This window comes from Chryseobacterium oncorhynchi, from assembly GCF_002899895.1.
GTDB lineage: Bacteria > Bacteroidota > Bacteroidia > Flavobacteriales > Weeksellaceae > Chryseobacterium > Chryseobacterium oncorhynchi.
In genome coordinates, this window is the sequence record NZ_PPEI02000005.1 from 135,580 (window position 1) to 152,537 (window position 16,958).

The 16,958-nt window shown below is 36.2% G+C and carries 14 protein-coding genes and 1 tRNA gene; 8 read left to right on the forward strand and 7 right to left on the reverse strand.

Annotation, left to right across the window (positions count from 1 at the left end; genetic code table 11):
- Nucleotides 1–7: 7 nt before the first annotated feature.
- Nucleotides 8–4,810, reverse strand: a complete 4,803-nt coding sequence (locus C1638_RS16480) for a translocation/assembly module TamB domain-containing protein (RefSeq protein ID WP_109622781.1) — start codon at nucleotides 4,808–4,810, stop codon at nucleotides 8–10.
- Between the two features lie 4 nt (nucleotides 4,811–4,814).
- On the opposite strand from C1638_RS16480, the gene tsaD reads away from it, so the two are divergent.
- From tsaD to C1638_RS16495, 3 genes are read left to right on the forward strand one after another with little or no spacing between them, the layout of a single operon-like run.
- Complete coding sequence (gene tsaD, locus C1638_RS16485) at nucleotides 4,815–5,831, forward strand: tRNA (adenosine(37)-N6)-threonylcarbamoyltransferase complex transferase subunit TsaD (RefSeq protein ID WP_109622783.1); 1,017 nt, start codon at nucleotides 4,815–4,817, stop codon at nucleotides 5,829–5,831.
- Nucleotides 5,828–6,223 (forward strand): hypothetical protein, encoded by a 396-nt coding sequence (locus tag C1638_RS16490; RefSeq protein WP_109622785.1) that lies wholly within the window; start codon nucleotides 5,828–5,830, stop codon nucleotides 6,221–6,223. Before tsaD ends, C1638_RS16490 begins: the two co-directional genes overlap by 4 nt.
- Nucleotides 6,220–6,915, forward strand: coding sequence for an RsmE family RNA methyltransferase (locus C1638_RS16495; protein ID WP_109622787.1), 696 nt, complete (start codon nucleotides 6,220–6,222; stop codon nucleotides 6,913–6,915). Before C1638_RS16490 ends, C1638_RS16495 begins: the two co-directional genes overlap by 4 nt.
- 32 nt (nucleotides 6,916–6,947) lie before the next feature.
- Here C1638_RS16495 and C1638_RS16500 read toward each other — a convergent pair whose 3' ends face one another.
- The 4 genes from C1638_RS16500 to C1638_RS16515 form a co-directional block, all read right to left on the reverse strand.
- Nucleotides 6,948–7,508 carry an XAC2610-related protein gene (locus C1638_RS16500; protein WP_123838390.1) on the reverse strand — a complete coding sequence of 187 codons (561 nt, stop codon included), beginning with the start codon at nucleotides 7,506–7,508 and terminating at the stop codon, nucleotides 6,948–6,950.
- 78 nt (nucleotides 7,509–7,586) lie between these two features.
- Nucleotides 7,587–8,426, reverse strand: coding sequence for a hypothetical protein (locus C1638_RS16505; protein WP_109622790.1), 840 nt, complete (start codon nucleotides 8,424–8,426; stop codon nucleotides 7,587–7,589).
- The gene (locus C1638_RS16510) at nucleotides 8,426–8,794 is read right to left on the reverse strand and encodes a hypothetical protein (protein WP_109622792.1); all 369 of its coding nucleotides are present in this window, start codon (nucleotides 8,792–8,794) and stop codon (nucleotides 8,426–8,428) included. Before C1638_RS16510 ends, C1638_RS16505 begins: the two co-directional genes overlap by 1 nt.
- A 67-nt stretch (nucleotides 8,795–8,861) precedes the next feature.
- Nucleotides 8,862–9,530 carry a TrmH family RNA methyltransferase gene (locus C1638_RS16515; protein WP_076356466.1) on the reverse strand — a complete coding sequence of 223 codons (669 nt, stop codon included), beginning with the start codon at nucleotides 9,528–9,530 and terminating at the stop codon, nucleotides 8,862–8,864.
- Nucleotides 9,531–9,611: 81 nt separating this feature from the next.
- On the opposite strand from C1638_RS16515, the gene C1638_RS16520 reads away from it, so the two are divergent.
- The 4 genes from C1638_RS16520 to C1638_RS16535 all read left to right on the forward strand — a co-directional run bounded on the left by C1638_RS16520 (nucleotide 9,612) and on the right by C1638_RS16535 (nucleotide 12,277).
- Entirely contained in the window at nucleotides 9,612–10,640 is a 1,029-nt protein-coding gene (locus C1638_RS16520; protein WP_109622794.1) for an asparaginase, read from the forward strand.
- A gap of 45 nt (nucleotides 10,641–10,685) precedes the next feature.
- A tRNA-Ser gene (locus tag C1638_RS16525) sits at nucleotides 10,686–10,772 on the forward strand.
- Nucleotides 10,773–10,963: 191 nt separating this feature from the next.
- Nucleotides 10,964–11,380, forward strand: coding sequence for a hypothetical protein (locus C1638_RS16530; RefSeq protein ID WP_109622796.1), 417 nt, complete (start codon nucleotides 10,964–10,966; stop codon nucleotides 11,378–11,380).
- A 162-nt stretch (nucleotides 11,381–11,542) separates the two neighbouring features.
- Nucleotides 11,543–12,277, forward strand: a complete 735-nt coding sequence (locus C1638_RS16535; RefSeq protein WP_109622798.1) for a hypothetical protein — start codon at nucleotides 11,543–11,545, stop codon at nucleotides 12,275–12,277.
- Between the two features lie 75 nt (nucleotides 12,278–12,352).
- On the opposite strand, the gene C1638_RS16540 is transcribed toward C1638_RS16535, so the two are convergent.
- The gene (locus C1638_RS16540) at nucleotides 12,353–14,824 is read right to left on the reverse strand and encodes a TonB-dependent receptor domain-containing protein (protein ID WP_228428195.1); all 2,472 of its coding nucleotides are present in this window, start codon (nucleotides 14,822–14,824) and stop codon (nucleotides 12,353–12,355) included.
- A 510-nt stretch (nucleotides 14,825–15,334) separates the two neighbouring features.
- Here C1638_RS16540 and C1638_RS16545 point away from each other — a divergent pair.
- On the forward strand, nucleotides 15,335–16,123 hold the full coding sequence (locus tag C1638_RS16545) for a DUF2490 domain-containing protein (protein WP_165826551.1): 789 nt from the start codon (nucleotides 15,335–15,337) through the stop codon (nucleotides 16,121–16,123).
- Nucleotides 16,124–16,228: 105 nt separating this feature from the next.
- Here C1638_RS16545 and C1638_RS16550 read toward each other — a convergent pair whose 3' ends face one another.
- Nucleotides 16,229–16,924 carry a hypothetical protein gene (locus tag C1638_RS16550; protein WP_109622802.1) on the reverse strand — a complete coding sequence of 232 codons (696 nt, stop codon included), beginning with the start codon at nucleotides 16,922–16,924 and terminating at the stop codon, nucleotides 16,229–16,231.
- Nucleotides 16,925–16,958 lie beyond the last annotated feature (34 nt).

Sequence of the window (16,958 nt, forward strand, 5' to 3'; positions counted from 1 at the left end):
ATTCTGATTATTTAGCATTTGATTTTATAGAATCTGTTTTTATTTCAGCTTTGTCCGCAACGGTTTTTTTGTCTTTTTTCTTCTTTTTAAACAAAGAATTGAAGCTTTTACTCCACATAACCCCTACTCCATAGGCTTGATTAGCAGCTCCATTTGTACTTATCATACCGATGTTAGTAGGCTTAGAATACCCTCGTAGAACCAAAGTACCATCATTTTTCTTAGAAAGATCATATTCAATGGATCCTTCACCCGAAAGATAATTATTTTGTACTCCACTGTTATTGGCATCAGTTTTAGACAATGGAATTCCCAAGCCAGTTTTTATGTTTATTCTAGGTGAAACAGCAACACTAAGTCCTGCATTGGCTCTGTCTCCAATGTTAGAATTTTGATCACCTTTTACATAGTTCAAGTCAATCTGGAATTCATTACTCATCGTATTCAGGACGGATCCCAACTGCTTTAGAAGCATATTATATCCTGAGGATTCAGCAACGCTACCTACGTTTACATCTACTCCACCTGTGTTGGACACATTGAAGGTACTCAAAAGAAGCACGGAACCAAACTGAAGTACTTTTTCTCCTTCCTGGCTCATTTTAGCTGCCAGTGTTTCTCTTACCTGACTGGAAACATCCATTGCTGTAAGGTTCAGTTCCACCTTAGGATCCATCAAAGACTCGGTAATGTTGGCCTGCAACATAATACTGATTGGCTGAAGTTTTCCCATACTCAGATATTCTCCTGCATTAGAAACCATTCTTACATAGTTGGCTGTAATATCCAGCGCCGGCTTCATAGCGTCACCATCCCATCTGATACTACTATTCTTTTCAATTTGGAAAGTCTTGTTAAGGATTGCTTTAGAAACAAATGTACCGTTATCCACCTTATATGTTCCGCTCATGGCAATATTTCCTTGTCTGTTCATCTGGAACTTCAGTGGATCTGCCACTCCTTTTACAGTAATATTTCCTACATCATCACCAACAAGTACATTTACAGTGGTTCCTTTATCCACAGCCAAATTGAAATCAATATTCATATTGGCACCTGTCTTTTTCTTTTCTTCCAGGGTTACTAAACCATCTTTTCCTTCTTTCAGGAACCTCAGCATCTTGAATTCTTCAACATTGGATGTAGAACTGGAATTAAAAGTAAAAGTACTTCCGTTAAGGGCTTTCATATTAGGGGTTGTAATACTCAATCCCGAAACCGGTCCGTCCACATAAAGATCTCCCTGTCCATATACTCTCCCCCAAAATAAATCAAAGTCTTTTTGAGCAGTATTAAGCATCAACAGGTTATCTGCTCTCATTACGAGAGATACCCCCATTGAAGAAAGCGTTTCAAACTGGATCGCCCCAGAGATATTCCCTTTCGAGTTTGATCTCCCGTCGTGAACCTCAATATTGTTGAGGATTGCCAATCCTTTGGTTAGCTGGATCACTGTATCATCAAATGAATAATCTACTCCTGTAAAGAGAAGCTTTAATCCAAAATCTTTTAAGGCTATATCTCCACTATAATCAAGGTTACGAAGTTTCCCATTAATTTTAAGATCTCCGGTTGCCTTACCTCTAAGATTTCCAAAAATAGTCTGAACAAACTGCTGTGTAAATGATAAGTCAAAGTCTCTCATTTCTGCTGTCAGATCAATAGTTGGAGAGGCTGTATTGTTATTAACTGTACCGGTAAGGTTCAGACTATTGTTTCCAAGCACTCCTGCTGAATGAACTTTAACATCAATGTCATATACATTCAGTGAGAATCCATTGGTGGCAGAAATAGAGATATCTCCCATTTCATTACCATTCATTTTAATATCATCTACGGTAAGATCTACCAATGGCTGTAAAGTGCTTTTATCCATTCTGATCTTTACACTTCCGTTGGCAAGACCTTGTATATCCATACCATTTCCTCCGGATTGCATCTCCAGAAGTTTTTCGATGGCAAAATCACTAATATCAGCATCTACATAAAAATCTTTGGCGGATTTAAATTGTGCTTCTTTGATAAATAAAGCACTTTTATCAGAATAAACCCTCAGATTCCGAATGTCAAAATCTGCAGTTTTCTTTCTATAAGTAATAGAATGATTAAGCTCCGGACTGGTATCTATTGCCCATGTAACTTCATTGAATTTAACTTCAGTAGGTTCAAACTTAAATACATAATCACCTGCAGCATCTGTAGACTGATCAACGTTAATGGCATATTCTTTAAGCTTTTCGTTGAGCTCATCATCCGGACTTCCATGTTTAAATACGGTTGCCAAATGAAGAGTATTTCCATTTTCATTGTTCCCTTTAAGTTCAAAATCCTTAATAATATTCTTATTGTATTCTAATCTGTTGATTCTGGCATACAATTGCTGATCAAGATTGGCTGTGTTTATTCTTATTTTGACACTATCTACCGAGGCACTATCTTTATTAATATTCTTCCGATCATTAATTTTATAGTCAGGATTAGAGGATGCTAAGGCTTTATCGGCATCAGTAATCTCTTCCTCTTTTGTCATGATGTACTTTAAAGCTGATGCATCAAGATTCAAGATCAGGTTATTGGAATTCCCATCATATTCTCCTTCTACCAATGCTCCATGAGGCAGCTTCAATTCGGGTAGGAAATAATTAACCAATCCTTGTTGTACGTCAAACTTCATCGCAAAATTCTGGTCTCTGTATAATTTTCTTGGTGGTGGACCCACCAGTATTCTTCCTACTCCATTCTCTACCATTCCTGCCAGATCAGCAAGACTGTATTTACCAGATATTTTCCCTGTAGCAGCCCCTGGTGCATCTACATCTATCACACGTCCTCCGGCTTCTATAAAGGTCTTTACTTTAGCATTGGGAATATCATATTTTTGAGTGGCTGTGGCAAAGTGCAGGTTATTGGCATTAACATCCAATGTAAGATCATTAATGGACGACATAGACATTTTACCCTCCACCTGGCCGCTTACAATCTGGCTTCCTGGTTTATTGGTAAAATAGTTCATGTTCAGATGGGTAACGTCAGCATTTACATCCATAGCTACTTTAGAAGTACTGAAGTCTATCAGTCCTTTGATAGTAGCCTTAGCCTGCTCATCGTTAACCGTAATAAGCCCGTTATATTTCTTATGATCCAGTTGTCCGTCAAGATATAGATTATTGATAACCTTATCCATAATTTCAATGCTGGAAATCTGGGATTTAGTAGTAAGACGCATTGTATTTACATCAAAGCTCTGCCCATTCAGATCAAATTTTCCGGAGATTAAACCTACTGTTTTATTTTTTGTAATTACAGAGGTATTTAAATCTTTTACATCAAGATACCCTGAATATTTTGGCATTGCAGTACTATATCCTGTTAGAGTAAGCTTGGAAATTTTTGCCTGCCCAATCCCTGTCATCAGATTTCCGTTATCCACATAGATTTGGTCCGGATTTACCTTTGCTGTTCCGTTATATTTTAGCTTTCCAAAATCATCGGCAAAATTCTTCATCTTGCTGGAGATAAAAGTAGGCATCATTGCTTTTAGGTCTTTGTAGGTAAAGTCTGTCGAAAGATCCTTTGTTTCGATGGAAAAGTGCCCATCCAGAAGATTGTCAACCTTCATCGTTTTGGTCGCAATATTCACGTCAGGATTTCGGATCAGGAAATTTTCAAGGTGAAATTTATTTAAAGGACCTGTCATTTTCCCTGCAAGGTTAAATGGCTTGAAATTATCCCAGTTCGTCACAAAATAGCTGATATCATATCCGCTCACCTGACTTCCCTGTTGTATATTCATATCCCAACGAACTTTATCTGCAAAATCTGCCCAAGAGCCATCGTGAAGATTGAATTTAATATCTCCCTGAAGCAAGGTATGATCCGTATTTAAAGTAAGATCTTTTAAGGATAAAAATTGTTTAGTTAAGGATAATTCCGTTGAAAAAGTATCAACGATATGAGATTTTCCCCATCTGGAAGTCACAAAGGACATATTATTAATAAGCGCCGAAACATTGGGACCATTTACCTTAACGTTGGGAGCTTTTAAGTTGAAATTTGTCGCAGTAAGCCATTTCCCCTGTTCTCCGGAAGAGTTTTCATTAATAATAGAAACCTTAGAATCAAGGATCTGTACTCTCGAGTTTAATTGAAAGGGAGGTTTTTTGGGATCTCTTTTTTTCCCATCATCAAAGAGTTCTGTAAATCTGACAAAGTTGGAGATACTGTCTCCTTTATAAGTAATGACTTTTACTTCTGCATTAACGAGTGTCAGGGAATTAAAGCTTAAAGAATTACTCTTTCCTGAAATAGCATTTACAGCCAAAGATATCCAGTCGGAGTCTGCACGAAATTCACGTGCTTTAATGAAATCTAATCCTTTATAGTCTTTTACTTTTAGTCCTTTTATTGTTACATTTCCGAAATAATTCACATCTACACTTTCCGTAGAAAATCCGGATTTAAAATCATTATTCACAAGCTTTAGAGCCTGATCTGCCGCCCATTGTTTGGTCACCGGAAGGTTAACTGCAACCAGCACTCCTCCTACCAGAACAATACCTAACCAAAAGAGAATCAGCAAAAGCTTCGCCCACCAGCTGTAACTGGTCACATCTTTTATAGCCTGTTTCCCAAACTCTTCTGCCGTTTCTATGGGATGATTAATTGCATCTGAAGCCAGCTCAGATGCCTCTTTAACTGTTTCCCGAACCTTGCCCTCTACATTTTCCACAGTCTTCTGTACCTGATCACCTAGGTTTTCAGTTACGGATTTTTTATTCTCATTCTCGTTATTATTCTCTAACTTTGCCATTATTATGAGCGACTCTATAATTTTAGGTATTGAATCGTCTTGCGACGACACCTCAGCAGCTATCATCAAGGGGAATTCTATTCTTTCAAATATTGCTGCGAATCAGGCCATCCATAAAGAATATGGAGGTGTAGTGCCTGAATTGGCTTCGCGAGCCCATCAACAAAATATAATCCCCGTTGTTGAAAAATCTTTTACCAAAGCAAATATACAACAAAATGCTATCTCTGCTATAGGATTTACACGCGGCCCCGGACTTTTGGGATCACTTCTTGTAGGAACATCATTTGCTAAGTCTTTGGCTATGAGCCTTAATGTTCCATTAATTGAAGTTAATCACCTTCAAGCCCATATTTTGGCCCATTTCATCGAAGATGCAAATCCTATGCCGCCTACTTTTCCTTTTCTTTGTCTTACCGTAAGTGGTGGACATACCATGATTGTATTGGTAAAGGACTATTTTGATATGGAAATCATCGGAAAAACAATTGATGATGCCGCAGGAGAAGCTTTCGACAAGATCGGAAAGATCTTTGATCTGGATTACCCTGCAGGACCTATTATTGACAGGCTTGCAAAGGAAGGAAATCCTGATGCTTTTAAGTTCAACAAACCGAAGTTGGAAAACTTCGACTATTCTTTCAGTGGTATTAAAACTTCTGTTTTATATTTCATTCAAAAGGAAGTTAGAAAAAACCCTGATTTCATTAAGGAAAACCTCAACGATCTTTGTGCTTCGGTACAAAAATGCATCATTGAGATCTTAATGAACAAGCTAGAAAAAGCGGCCAAGGAACTTGATATCAAGGAAGTTGCCATTGCCGGTGGTGTATCTGCCAATTCTGCTCTTAGAAAAGCTATGGAAGATAACAAAGAAAGACTCGGCTGGGGTATTTACATTCCAAAATTTGAATATACTACTGATAATGCTGCCATGATTGCCATGGTTGCACAACTGAAGTTTGAAAGAGGAGAATTTACAGATTTGAGAACTTCAGCAACTGCAAAATATGATTTATGAAAATACTCTTAGAAGAAAAATTACTGGGAACACATTCTAAAAAGAACTCAAAATATTACTGGATTTTAGAAACAATTACAGGAAAAAATGAGAACTCAGAGGATTCTTTAGATTATTTTCCGTCAAGTTCTGAAAAAGGATATATCCAGGATATAAAAGAGGAAATTTTAAAATCAATAAATTCTGAACATCTTTTCAGTTTTCCTTACACTCCAAAAGAAGGAGATTATTTGTCCATTAAAAATAACCTGAGAAAGCAGGAATATTTAAATCTGATTTTCATTAATAACAATTGGATAGAAGAAATATTTATGTGCTCTTATCGGGACTGTGATGGCGATATATACACAACCATCAAAACAGGAGTTGCATTTTTAACTCAGGATATATGAAATTATTTTACGGAGAAATAGCTCATCAACAAGTTATTATCAATGATGATGAGCAACAACATATGGTAAAGGTTCTTCGCATGAAAGATGGAGAAGAAATTCATGTGACGGATGGAAAAGGGAAACTGGCTTCCGGAAAACTTATTATAGAGGGAAAGAAAGCGAGTATTGATGTAGCTGAAATTAAGGAAGACCTCCCAGACTTTAATCCCAGACTTCATATTGCGATTGCTCCAACGAAGAACATTGACCGTATAGAATTTTTTGTAGAAAAGGCTGTAGAAATGGGAATTTCTGAGATCAGTATTATTGTGACTGAAAAAACAGAACGTAAGAACATCAATATAGACAAAATCAGAAAGCAGGCTATTGCTGCCTCAAAGCAAAGTTTAAGGTTCCATTTTCCGGTCATTAACGACGCTATAAAGCTACCTGATTTTCTGAAAAGCATTGATCCTGAAACTACTTTTGTAGCGCATTGTCATGAAAATCTGGAAAGAATAGATCTTAAAAATATACCTTCTCTGGAACAAATTACTTTCTTAATTGGCCCTGAAGGTGATTTTTCTGAAAAGGAAATTTCATTTCTGGCAGAGAATAACATCAAGGCTGTTTCATTAGGTAACCAGAGATTGAGAACTGAAACTGCCGGCGTGTTCGTCGCAGCCTGGAATTATTATAATATGATATAAAACTTATTTTGAAAAAGGTGGATAATATATGATTATTCTGTAATCCATTTACCATTTTTTCTATACTGATAGGTTTCCCCGTGTTCGTCATTAATTTGGACGCTTTGAAGAACCAATTTTCCTTTTTCCCAGGCATAAACCTTGAAGTAGGTATCTGTAGGCCCAATGTGATAATCAGAAACGATTTTCTTTTTTACAGGATCTATTTTAGGATTAATAATGGTATCCATCGGTTTATAGTATTCATACTTTCTGGTATTTTTGTTATAAAGCCAAAAGCTGGACGATGAAGTATAGTTTCCTGCCTGATTAACAAGTTCTATATCATTTAATCCGTCAAAATTAATATCCTGATTAATACTAAAAAAGGCTTCTCCTTCATTTAAAACCGAAATGGTATCAACAATAATTTTTTGATGAAGAATCCCTTTATCAAATATTTCGATGGATTTAAAATCAATGGTTTCATTGGATCTTTTTATTCCTTCAAGTGTATAAACATACCCATTTCCTCTTAGGGTTTTTGAAAAAGGGATGGTGACTGTATCTACATCCTCTTCCACTTGTAAGGGTTTAATAATACTGCTCTTCATTAGCCATATTTTCTTTTTCGGCTGTTGCTTTTTTACCACAGCTCATTAAGATTATTCCAATGAAGAGCACTATTTTTTTCACACTTCCAATAGCCTGTTTTTGCGTTTAAAAATATGATAAGGGAAAAATGCGGCAATCACAAAAGGGATTAAATTCAGGGCACCTGCAAGAACAAATTCGTAGGTGTATAAATGGAATATAATGATGAACAGCATAAAAAATGTAAGCAGTTTTCTATTAAAAGCTCCTGCAAAACAAAGAAACTGAAGTCCAATCCCCGTTACAGTCAGTACAACCCAGAAATTATCATAAGTATAGACTTGTTTTATCCATTCCGGGACTACTCTGTCTGCCATCAGATAGTTTTCATAGGTATTTAACTTTGCGGCATCTTTGTCTATCCACAGCAGTTTATCTGTATGTTTAAGAATATTTTTTGCAGTTCCTAAAAACTTACTCATCCCAGCCAAACTGTATGTTATTAAAAGTCCAAGATAAAAATACTGAACCTGTTTATAATCTTTTTCATCAAGATTCTTGGGAAGCAGAAAGATGCTCAGGAAAAATCCGAGTATTATAAGATGATTGGTATGACGGATTCCAAAATTTGCAGATATGGGAAGATTAATGACCGTGATCAGTAAAAATATCAGCACATTAAGTATATAAGATTGTTTGATAAGCGAAGCCACGATGCATATTCCACAAGCAACTAAAAGCCCTATGAAAAGCGGCGCACCCGGATACTCCGGAAACATCATTTTCTGAATCCACAAAGCAGGTTCATAAAGTTCCTTTGGCCTTCCCGTAAGTTCAGCAAATCTCCCATATTGAGCCACCAACCAATACAAACCAAATATTCTTATGGCATAGTAAGCAATTTTATAATTGAATACAGTAAGCTGAGCGTATTTCATTAGAGTTTGGTAATAAATGTTTTAGTAATATTCATCTTTTTCTCATCCACTTCTATTGGCCTATACTTCTCCTTGTACAATAGATATCCTTGGAACTCCGGTAGGGCATCTTTAGCAAAAATAAGAAGCTTTTTCATATTCCCGTTCCTGTCATTATTTTGATCTATCTCTCCTCCATAGGCATTGATAATACCATCCATATCGTTATCCGTATAGTATTTCGTATTGGTATTTAAAATTCTTAAGGTATCGCCATTTTTAACTCCGTAAAGCTTATACCTCTGTCCAAATTCTTCTCCCCCGCAAGGCACTGTAAACAACTTCCAACTGGCAAAAGGATATATTTCCTTTCTTCCAATTTCTCCCATAACAAGGCTTATTAAAGACATTATGAAAGAAAAAATGAATAAATATTTGGTGTATTTTTTCATGAATCTAAAGTATATTTTGTTCGGCTAAATATTTTGCATAAATCTCCTTTCCGCTACTGATGGAGTTTACTGCCCATCGGACTTGCATTTCCAAAAGCTTTTGTTCATTAAGCTTATAGTCAATATTTGATTTAAGAAGCTTCTGCTTTAGCTCATACATGCAGATTCCTGCCGCTACAGAAACATTATAACTTCTTGTAAAGCCAAACATTGGAATAGCCAGTGTTTCATCTGCAAAATCAATTACTTCTTCAGAAACTCCTGCCTGTTCAGTTCCGAAAACAAGGGCTATAGGTTCTGTAATTTCATATTCAGGAAGCATTACTGCATTTTTTTCAAGAGATACAGCCAAAATTTTATATCCTCTGTCCTTAATATTCTGCAGAGAGGCAATATTCTTAGGCATTTTTTCAACTTCAACCCATGTTTCTGCCCCTTTAGTAACGGTAAGATTGGGATTGAAAACATTCTCTTCCTCCATGGCAACTACCTTATGGAAAGCACAGGCTTCCACTGATCTTATGATAGCCGCAGCATTTCTGAACTGGTACACATCATCCATCACAGGAAGCACAAAATCAGAACTTTCTTTAGAGAAATGTTCAATCTTTGCCAGTCTTTCTTCTGTTAAAAACTGTTTTAAATATTCAAAAGTTTGTGCTAAATCTTTCATTCATTTTCAAATCTTTGCAAATTAACGTAATTTTGGAGTATGAAGCCTAATTGAGGCCCAATTCTTAATTAAAAATAGTACATGAAGCGAAAAGTCCTGCTCATCTATACCGGAGGAACCATCGGTATGGAAAAAGATTATGAAACCGGTAGTCTACGTGCCTTTGATTTTGGTAATATCTTTGAAAAGATGCCTGAAATGAAGCTTATGGAATGTGAAGTTTTCGTACATCCCTTTGCAAAACCACTGGACTCTTCGGATATGGGGCCTGAAGAATGGAAAGTAATTGCTAACTATATTCTAAAAAATTATAATGACTATGATGGTTTTCTGATTCTTCACGGAACAGATACTATGTCTTATACTGCTTCGGCACTAAGCTTCATGTTAAAAGGTTTAAGGAAACCTGTGATCATGACCGGTTCCCAACTTCCTATTGGCGATCTGAGAACGGATGCCAAGGAAAATCTTCTGACCAGCCTTTATTATGCAAGTCTTTATGAGAATGATGAAGCGGTTATTCAGGAGGTTGCCATTTATTTCGAATATAAATTATTACGCGGTAACAGAACATTGAAGTATTCTGCGGAGTATTTTGATGCCTATTCAAGTCCTAATTATCCTATTTTAGGGCAATCCGGTGTTCATTTAAACATTATCAAGGATAATCTCTTCCGTTGTGATCCTGAAGTAGAGTTTCACGTGGATGAACATATTTCCGAAGATATTCTATTCTGGAGAATTTTCCCGGGTATGCATTTGAGCCACTTTAGAGAAATTCCTAAAATGAAAGTTCTTATTCTGCAGGTTTTCGGTTCAGGAACGATCTTCAGTAGTTCTAAAACACAGGAAACGCTTCAGGAAATCAGAAATAACGGTACTGAGATTGTGGTGGTAAGTCAATGTATTTCAGGAGGTATATCGTTCGGAAAATATGAGAACAGTAACATTTTTTCAAGAATAGGAGCCATTAGCGGTAGAGATATGACTGCAGAGACGGCCATTACTAAAGCTATGCACTTGATAGACAACCCTAATTACTCTGGAAGTTTCGCAGATAACTTTACCAAAAGCCTTTGCGGAGAAATTACTGCTGAAAAAATGCACTAAAAATTTGGTATTTAAATAAAATATCCTATTTTTGCAATCTCAAAAAGAGAGGTGTCCGAGTGGTTGAAGGAGCTACCCTGGAAAGGTAGTATACGGGTAACTGTATCGAGGGTTCGAATCCCTTCCTCTCTGCAAGAAAATAAAAGTCTGTGCTAGTTTTAGCACAGACTTATTTTTTTGGTCCAAACATCTTATTTATTTTCAAATTTCATACCCATAAGTATTTCTACTCAATACAAGAATTGGTTATTTATACTATATTGAATTTGCGCTGTTCTTCGTTTCTTTGGAGTATAAACTAACCATCTAAAATCCAAATCGATATGACATCAACTAGCGTAAACGCAAATTCTTCCGGCCAAGTAACACTTGGAAACGGGGCACAGTTCTGGGTGTATCTTTCACCGCAAAATGATACTTCTAAAATGATTTCTACCTGGCGCGTAACTTTTTCGCAGGGAAACTGGAGTGATTTCATCTCAAGTGAAAATCCTACTAAGCAGATTCAAACTCCTCATCTTTCAGGAATCTTTGATATTAAGGTAGAATTATTAAGTGGATCTACGGGTACATGGCGTCAGATTCCGCCTCAAACAGGAAGTAATAATGAAATAGGTTGTAATTCCAACTGCGCTTCCATGGTAGGCATCGTTGCAGACAGTCAAAATCCACTTATCGGTTCCATCAACGCCCATTTTTGGACAACATGGGACGCTATGTGCGGTGTTGGAGCGAATTAAACACAAATAAACCAGTCCATAAAACCAAATTGCCACAGTATTTTACATATTGTGGCAATTTATTTTTCTCTATTATCAGGTTCAATAAAGCAATCCCTGAGTACAGGAATTTGTTTATTTACTTTTTTACTAAATTCGCTTATTCAAATAGAACTCCTCAATATGTATAAATTCCGGACAGTATTCTCACTGTTATTATTTTCAGTTTTCTTTCTATTCCCACAATTGGCAAAGGCCAGTGCTTATTGGATGGAAATTCACGGATCCGGAAAAGTAAAAGATCCTGTTAAGATTCAGGTATGCTACGGATTTATTGATGATCTCAGTGAGAGACATCGTACTACAGGACCAGAGTTTCAGGAAATCAAAAATTTCAACTTTTTTGTTATTAATACTAAAGGAGAAAAATTAAAGATTGTGCTACAACCTAAGGGAGATCATTGGGAGGGTTCTTTTATTCCTAATCAAGAGGGAACCTATCGTATTCTGGGCATTAATGACCAGCAACCCGTTTTGGTACGTTCCAAAAATCAACAGGAAAATGTTCGTCCCATTGATTTTATGTGTGGCGTCTATGACATTGGCACTCATTCTGAAAACAAATCTCCTGTACAGTTTATGGATATCATTCTGCAGGAAAAAAACGGCATCTACACCATTTTCCCTTACCGAAATATGAAACCTGTTGAGAAAGGAACAATGCTACGAATTTTCAATCCCGAAAACTGGGAGAAGAATATTCCTGTGGACGAAGACCATAAGGCTGTTTTTAAACCTACTATGCCAGGGCTTTATGTTATCAGACAAGACTGGAATGAAATGACACAAGGAACATTTCTGGGCAATTTCTATGGCAAAATACGTTACCGTAATAATTTTTGTCTTTGGATCAATTGAATAGAATGATATAAAATAAAAATCCCGGACTCAATAATCCGGGATTTTTTATATGGTTACGTTTGAAGATTTATTTTAGAATTTCAAAGAAACGCTTCCAAGAAAACGGGATGGAGCTTGTGGCGTTAATCTCACAGACCAAGCTTTTTCATTGGTAATATTGTCAAACTTCAATCCTACTCTATATTTTGGCTGATCATAGAAAATACCCAGATCAAACATTTTATAAGATGGTATAATCACTTTGGCTGTTTGTGTATTGGTTTGGTAGGAAGAAGATCCCATATTTCCACCACCACCTATTCCAAGGCCTTTTAATTTACCTTGTGGAATTCTGTAACTGACCCAGAAATTAAACATATTGGCAGGACCGGATAAGGCAGGCCTCAACCCGTTAACAGAAGGGTTTGCATTGGTAAACTTACTATCGTTGTAGGCATATCCAGCAACAATATTTAATCCGTCAAAAGGATTAGCCGTTAGTTCTGCTTCTATTCCCTTGCTCAATTGGGTTCCGTCCTGGATAGAATAATTGATATCATCAGGATTTGTTCTCAGTATATTATCAACACGGATGTTATAATAGCTCAATGTCCCAACAAGCTTGTGATTGAAGATATCTGCTTTTACTCCAAATTCCAGTTGATTGGCATATTCCGGTTTAAATGAGTTTCCATTGATATCTACTCCGCTTACATTATTAAAACCGTTCATATAGTTTCCAAACAATGAAACTTTATTCTTCAACACTTCATAAACAAGGCCAAATTTTGGAGAAAGTGCGGTTTGCCCATAAGGCCCCGACTGTGTACCACTATTACTTAAACCTCCTTTTATTTCACCTGTAGTAATATCATAAACTCCCTTAAATTGAAATCTGTCTACCCTCAAACTGGCCATTACCATAAGCTGATCGGTCACATTAAAGACATTTGATACGTATGCAGCATAGGTATTATCACCGTTGTTTTCTTTTCTAAATGCCGAGGTTGCCGTAAGAGCATCAATGATATTACGGTTTACTCTAAAGTCTGCTGACGGATGAACGAAATTAAACACCTTTGTATTGGTATGGTATCGGTCAAAATGATTAGAGTTGTTATAATAATCTAATCCTACAACCATTCTGTTTCTAAAACGTCCGATATGAAAATCTCCGATAAAGTTCTGTTGCAAATTGGTCGCTATAAACGAGGTAGTCCCCACCATCACCTGAGCACTTGCAGTAGAGTCTGTTTTCCCGTTAATAGCAGAAATATATCCATTAATTGTTGATCTTGCACGAGACATAATCGTCTGGGAAGTCCAGTTTTCTGAAACTTTATAATTGAGCTGGGCAAAAATGTTCATCATTTGTGTTTCATAGGCAAGGTCATCACCTAGGAAATTTTTATAGTAAGGAAACTTCATGTCTGCAATAGACTGGGTTTTATTACCTCCTGTATAAGGATTAAAACGTACTACCGAGGTTCCTTTTGCCTGATTAAACTCTACATCCAAAAGAAGCGACATACGATCGTTTATTTGATAAGAAAAACTTGGGGCAATAGCTAATGAATTGGTAAAACCCAGATCCTGAAAACTCTTTTCAAACGTTCCCGCTGCATTAAGACGAAAAAGAGCAGTTCTGTCTTTATTAATTGGAGTGTTTACATCCACCGTTAATCGATTATAGCTCCAGCTACCACCAACATAACCAATTTCACCTCCAAAATCATTATAAGGCTTTTTAGTAACACGATTATAAACCCCGCCATAGCTGCTGGCAACACTTTTCCCGAATAAAGTTGCTGAAGGTCCTTTAATAGCTTCTATACGCTCTAAATTAACAGGATCAATAACTGAAAATGCAGCTCCTGCCACTCCATTTCTGGCATTGGGTTCTGTTTCAAATCCTCGTGAACGAAATGTAACTCTTCCTTGATTGGCTATCATAGGAACTCCTGCACCGGGTACATTTTTAGATATACTTCCAAGATCTACTGCGACCTGCTCTTGAAAAAGCTCCTTGGTTACAGTATTGTACACTTGTGGATTTTCCAGATTCTTTAAGGGTAATCTTGCCACAAATCCGCTTTCTTTCTTAGAAAACCTATTGGTATTTTTCATGATTACAACTTCCTGTATTGCCTGAATATTTTCCTTGGTCAGTTGATAATCCAATGTTGTCATTTCACCAGTTTTCACCTCAACCGGAATACGTACTTCTTTAGATCCTAAAATTTGTAATTTTATCGTATACGTACCTGCATTCACGTTAGTAAAGCGATAGTTCCCCTCATCATCCGTCAACGTTTGGCGATTTGCCTCCAATAGCGAAACCGATATAGCCCTCAGGGGTTGCCCATCCACCATATTTACTCTACCAGCTATCCCGCTTTGTATATCCTGTGCATATATTTTTGTTAAACTTATCAGGGAAAAGAAAAAAATCAGAAATGGTTTACCCCATTGTGTCATTTTACCTGTTAAAGCGCCCTCCTGCTCTGCTTCTTTGACATGGAGCATTGGCTTCGTTGGAAGCTCATTCTTACTTGATTGTATCATTTTTTCAGCCTTATTTAAAACAATTATAAATAAAGGTGCAAAATAAAGGAATAGTAAACTTTCTTACAATATTAATTTAAACTATTCTAAATAAAATCTTAAAATTACACTATTGAGCCAGTTAATTCATTTTTGTTATATTCTTATCGTATTATCTACATCAGGCTCTATAAGCCTAATTAAAGCATCTCTATTGAAACGAATTATTAGTTATCCATATTTTACTAACAAGTTATCAACAATTCTATTTTTATAGGATCTATCTAAGCTCTTATATTATTAAATATTATAATCAGTTTTTTATTATTCCTAAATCTATCCTAAATCACCCTTTACTTTTGTCTTGTTTTTAAACAGTATTACATCTGTTTACATAATTACTCAATACATAAAGCATCTAAATTTGTCATGATAAAATATTCTCAAGCGGGATTTCAAGTTTCCTTATCTAATCTTATGGTTGTACAAGCTTTAACATTTATAGTAAAACAATTATCTGGTATATTCAATATGAGGAAAGTTATTGTAGCTTTTAGTATATTAGGTTGTATGGGAAGTGTAGTCAATGCACAGATCAGTCCACCCGGCTTGGGAGATGCCAATACTGCTTTTTGGTCTGCCTTTGGAGTAAAACGAGAACTGGATTCCCTGGGGAAAAAGCAAACAATGAGCTATATTGCTCTAGGGCGAAAAAGCAGTCCGGATAATGACAATCTACTGGCTAAACAAGCCATTTTTGTATTAAATCATGAGATTTACAATTCCTTTGCTCCTCACCAGCAATACAGCTATGCCATCAGCTACAGAAGACAGCCTCAATACGAAAGTGATGCTCCTTATGAAAAAGAAAACACTGAACAGGAATTCAGGATCTACGGACGATATGCCTATACTTTTAATCTTGGAAAGAAATTTAAACTCAAAAATACTGTCCGACAGGAATTCAGAAAGTTCTTTGATGCAGATTTTCATAAGGTGGAAGAGGATTTTCAATTAAGAACCCGTATCAAAAGCCAGTTGACCTACAATTTATCTCCTACAAATAACCAAAAACTGGCCTTAAGTGCCGAAGCTCTGTTTTCTGTGAGCCATCTTAATGAACCGGATCAGCACTGGAATTCTTTTGGTTATCGGGAAATGCGACTTTCTGCTTATTATATGTTCAATATTCCGCATTCTCCTTTTACTGTAGATATCGGATATATGGATGATCTGATTCGGGGCAGTAAAAGTATTCACAAGGGTGGCGTGCATTATCTGGCGGCTGATCTGATCTGGAACATACCTTATAAAAAATAATATTCAATGAATATAAAAATCCCGACCATTTCTGACCGGGATTTTTGCTTGGAAAATATAAGATTTTCCACAATATAATTAAGTATGAATGTTTGGTATAAAATTTTAATTGCATAGGGTCAAAAACTGACGGCTCATCTGTACTTTGAATTTTGCTTCAGCTCTTGAATGATGATAAATAGAATGTTCAAATGCTCGTACTGTTTTCAGTTTCTGATCAATAAACTCAGCAATATCAACAATGGAAAAAATAAAATCCTTGTAAGTCTCCATATTCACGGTCTGCCCATAATAAGGCAGATAGGCTTTCAAAAATGGAATTACTTTCTGATGACGATTGTAGCTGATACAATATCCTACTCCTTCTACGGATGTGACAATATGATGATCATTGATATAATCCAGAATATTTTTATTTCCGTTTAAAGCGTTATTGTTTTTCGAACAATGTTTGTTGACTTTATCCAAAATATGCTGTGCATACTCCATCATTGAAATATTTTTAAATTCAAATATATGGTTCAATGCTTTTTTAGAAGAAGTTCCTTTTTCGCAATCGGTACAAAAAGAGATACCGATTCTCTCGTGATAAGGAAAAAAACAGTCTTTAATTTCAATGAAAGCATCTGCCTTTAGCCTATTCTCTGTAAAGTTGTAGTACAGATAAGGGCTATATAAAGCTACAAGAGCTTTTAGATAGTCTGTTTCATTTGTATTATAATATTCTTCAAACCATTTTTCAAGGTTATCATAATAATTTCTTTCAAAGTCTTTAAAGTTTAAGTAAAACGGCAATTCCATAGCTCTGTAATTTTGATATGACAAAGCTATTACG

Excerpts from the sequence above, each read along its gene's own strand:
- C1638_RS16495 (WP_109622787.1), top strand. The coding sequence starts at position 6,220 with ATGAAATTATTTTACGGAGAAATAGCTCATCAACAAGTTATTATCAAT.
- C1638_RS16480 (WP_109622781.1), bottom strand. The coding sequence starts at position 4,810 with ATGGCAAAGTTAGAGAATAATAACGAGAATGAGAATAAAAAATCCGTA.
- C1638_RS16500 (WP_123838390.1), bottom strand. The coding sequence starts at position 7,508 with ATGAAGAGCAGTATTATTAAACCCTTACAAGTGGAAGAGGATGTAGAT.
- C1638_RS16510 (WP_109622792.1), bottom strand. The coding sequence starts at position 8,794 with ATGGGAGAAATTGGAAGAAAGGAAATATATCCTTTTGCCAGTTGGAAG.
- C1638_RS16535 (WP_109622798.1), top strand. The coding sequence starts at position 11,543 with ATGTATAAATTCCGGACAGTATTCTCACTGTTATTATTTTCAGTTTTC.
- C1638_RS16550 (WP_109622802.1), bottom strand. The coding sequence starts at position 16,924 with ATGGAATTGCCGTTTTACTTAAACTTTAAAGACTTTGAAAGAAATTAT.
- tsaD (WP_109622783.1), top strand. The coding sequence starts at position 4,815 with ATGAGCGACTCTATAATTTTAGGTATTGAATCGTCTTGCGACGACACC.
- C1638_RS16530 (WP_109622796.1), top strand. The coding sequence starts at position 10,964 with ATGACATCAACTAGCGTAAACGCAAATTCTTCCGGCCAAGTAACACTT.
- C1638_RS16505 (WP_109622790.1), bottom strand. The coding sequence starts at position 8,426 with ATGAAATACGCTCAGCTTACTGTATTCAATTATAAAATTGCTTACTAT.
- C1638_RS16515 (WP_076356466.1), bottom strand. The coding sequence starts at position 9,530 with ATGAAAGATTTAGCACAAACTTTTGAATATTTAAAACAGTTTTTAACA.
- C1638_RS16545 (WP_165826551.1), top strand. The coding sequence starts at position 15,335 with ATGAGGAAAGTTATTGTAGCTTTTAGTATATTAGGTTGTATGGGAAGT.
- C1638_RS16490 (WP_109622785.1), top strand. The coding sequence starts at position 5,828 with ATGAAAATACTCTTAGAAGAAAAATTACTGGGAACACATTCTAAAAAG.
- C1638_RS16540 (WP_228428195.1), bottom strand. The coding sequence starts at position 14,824 with ATGATACAATCAAGTAAGAATGAGCTTCCAACGAAGCCAATGCTCCAT.
- C1638_RS16520 (WP_109622794.1), top strand. The coding sequence starts at position 9,612 with ATGAAGCGAAAAGTCCTGCTCATCTATACCGGAGGAACCATCGGTATG.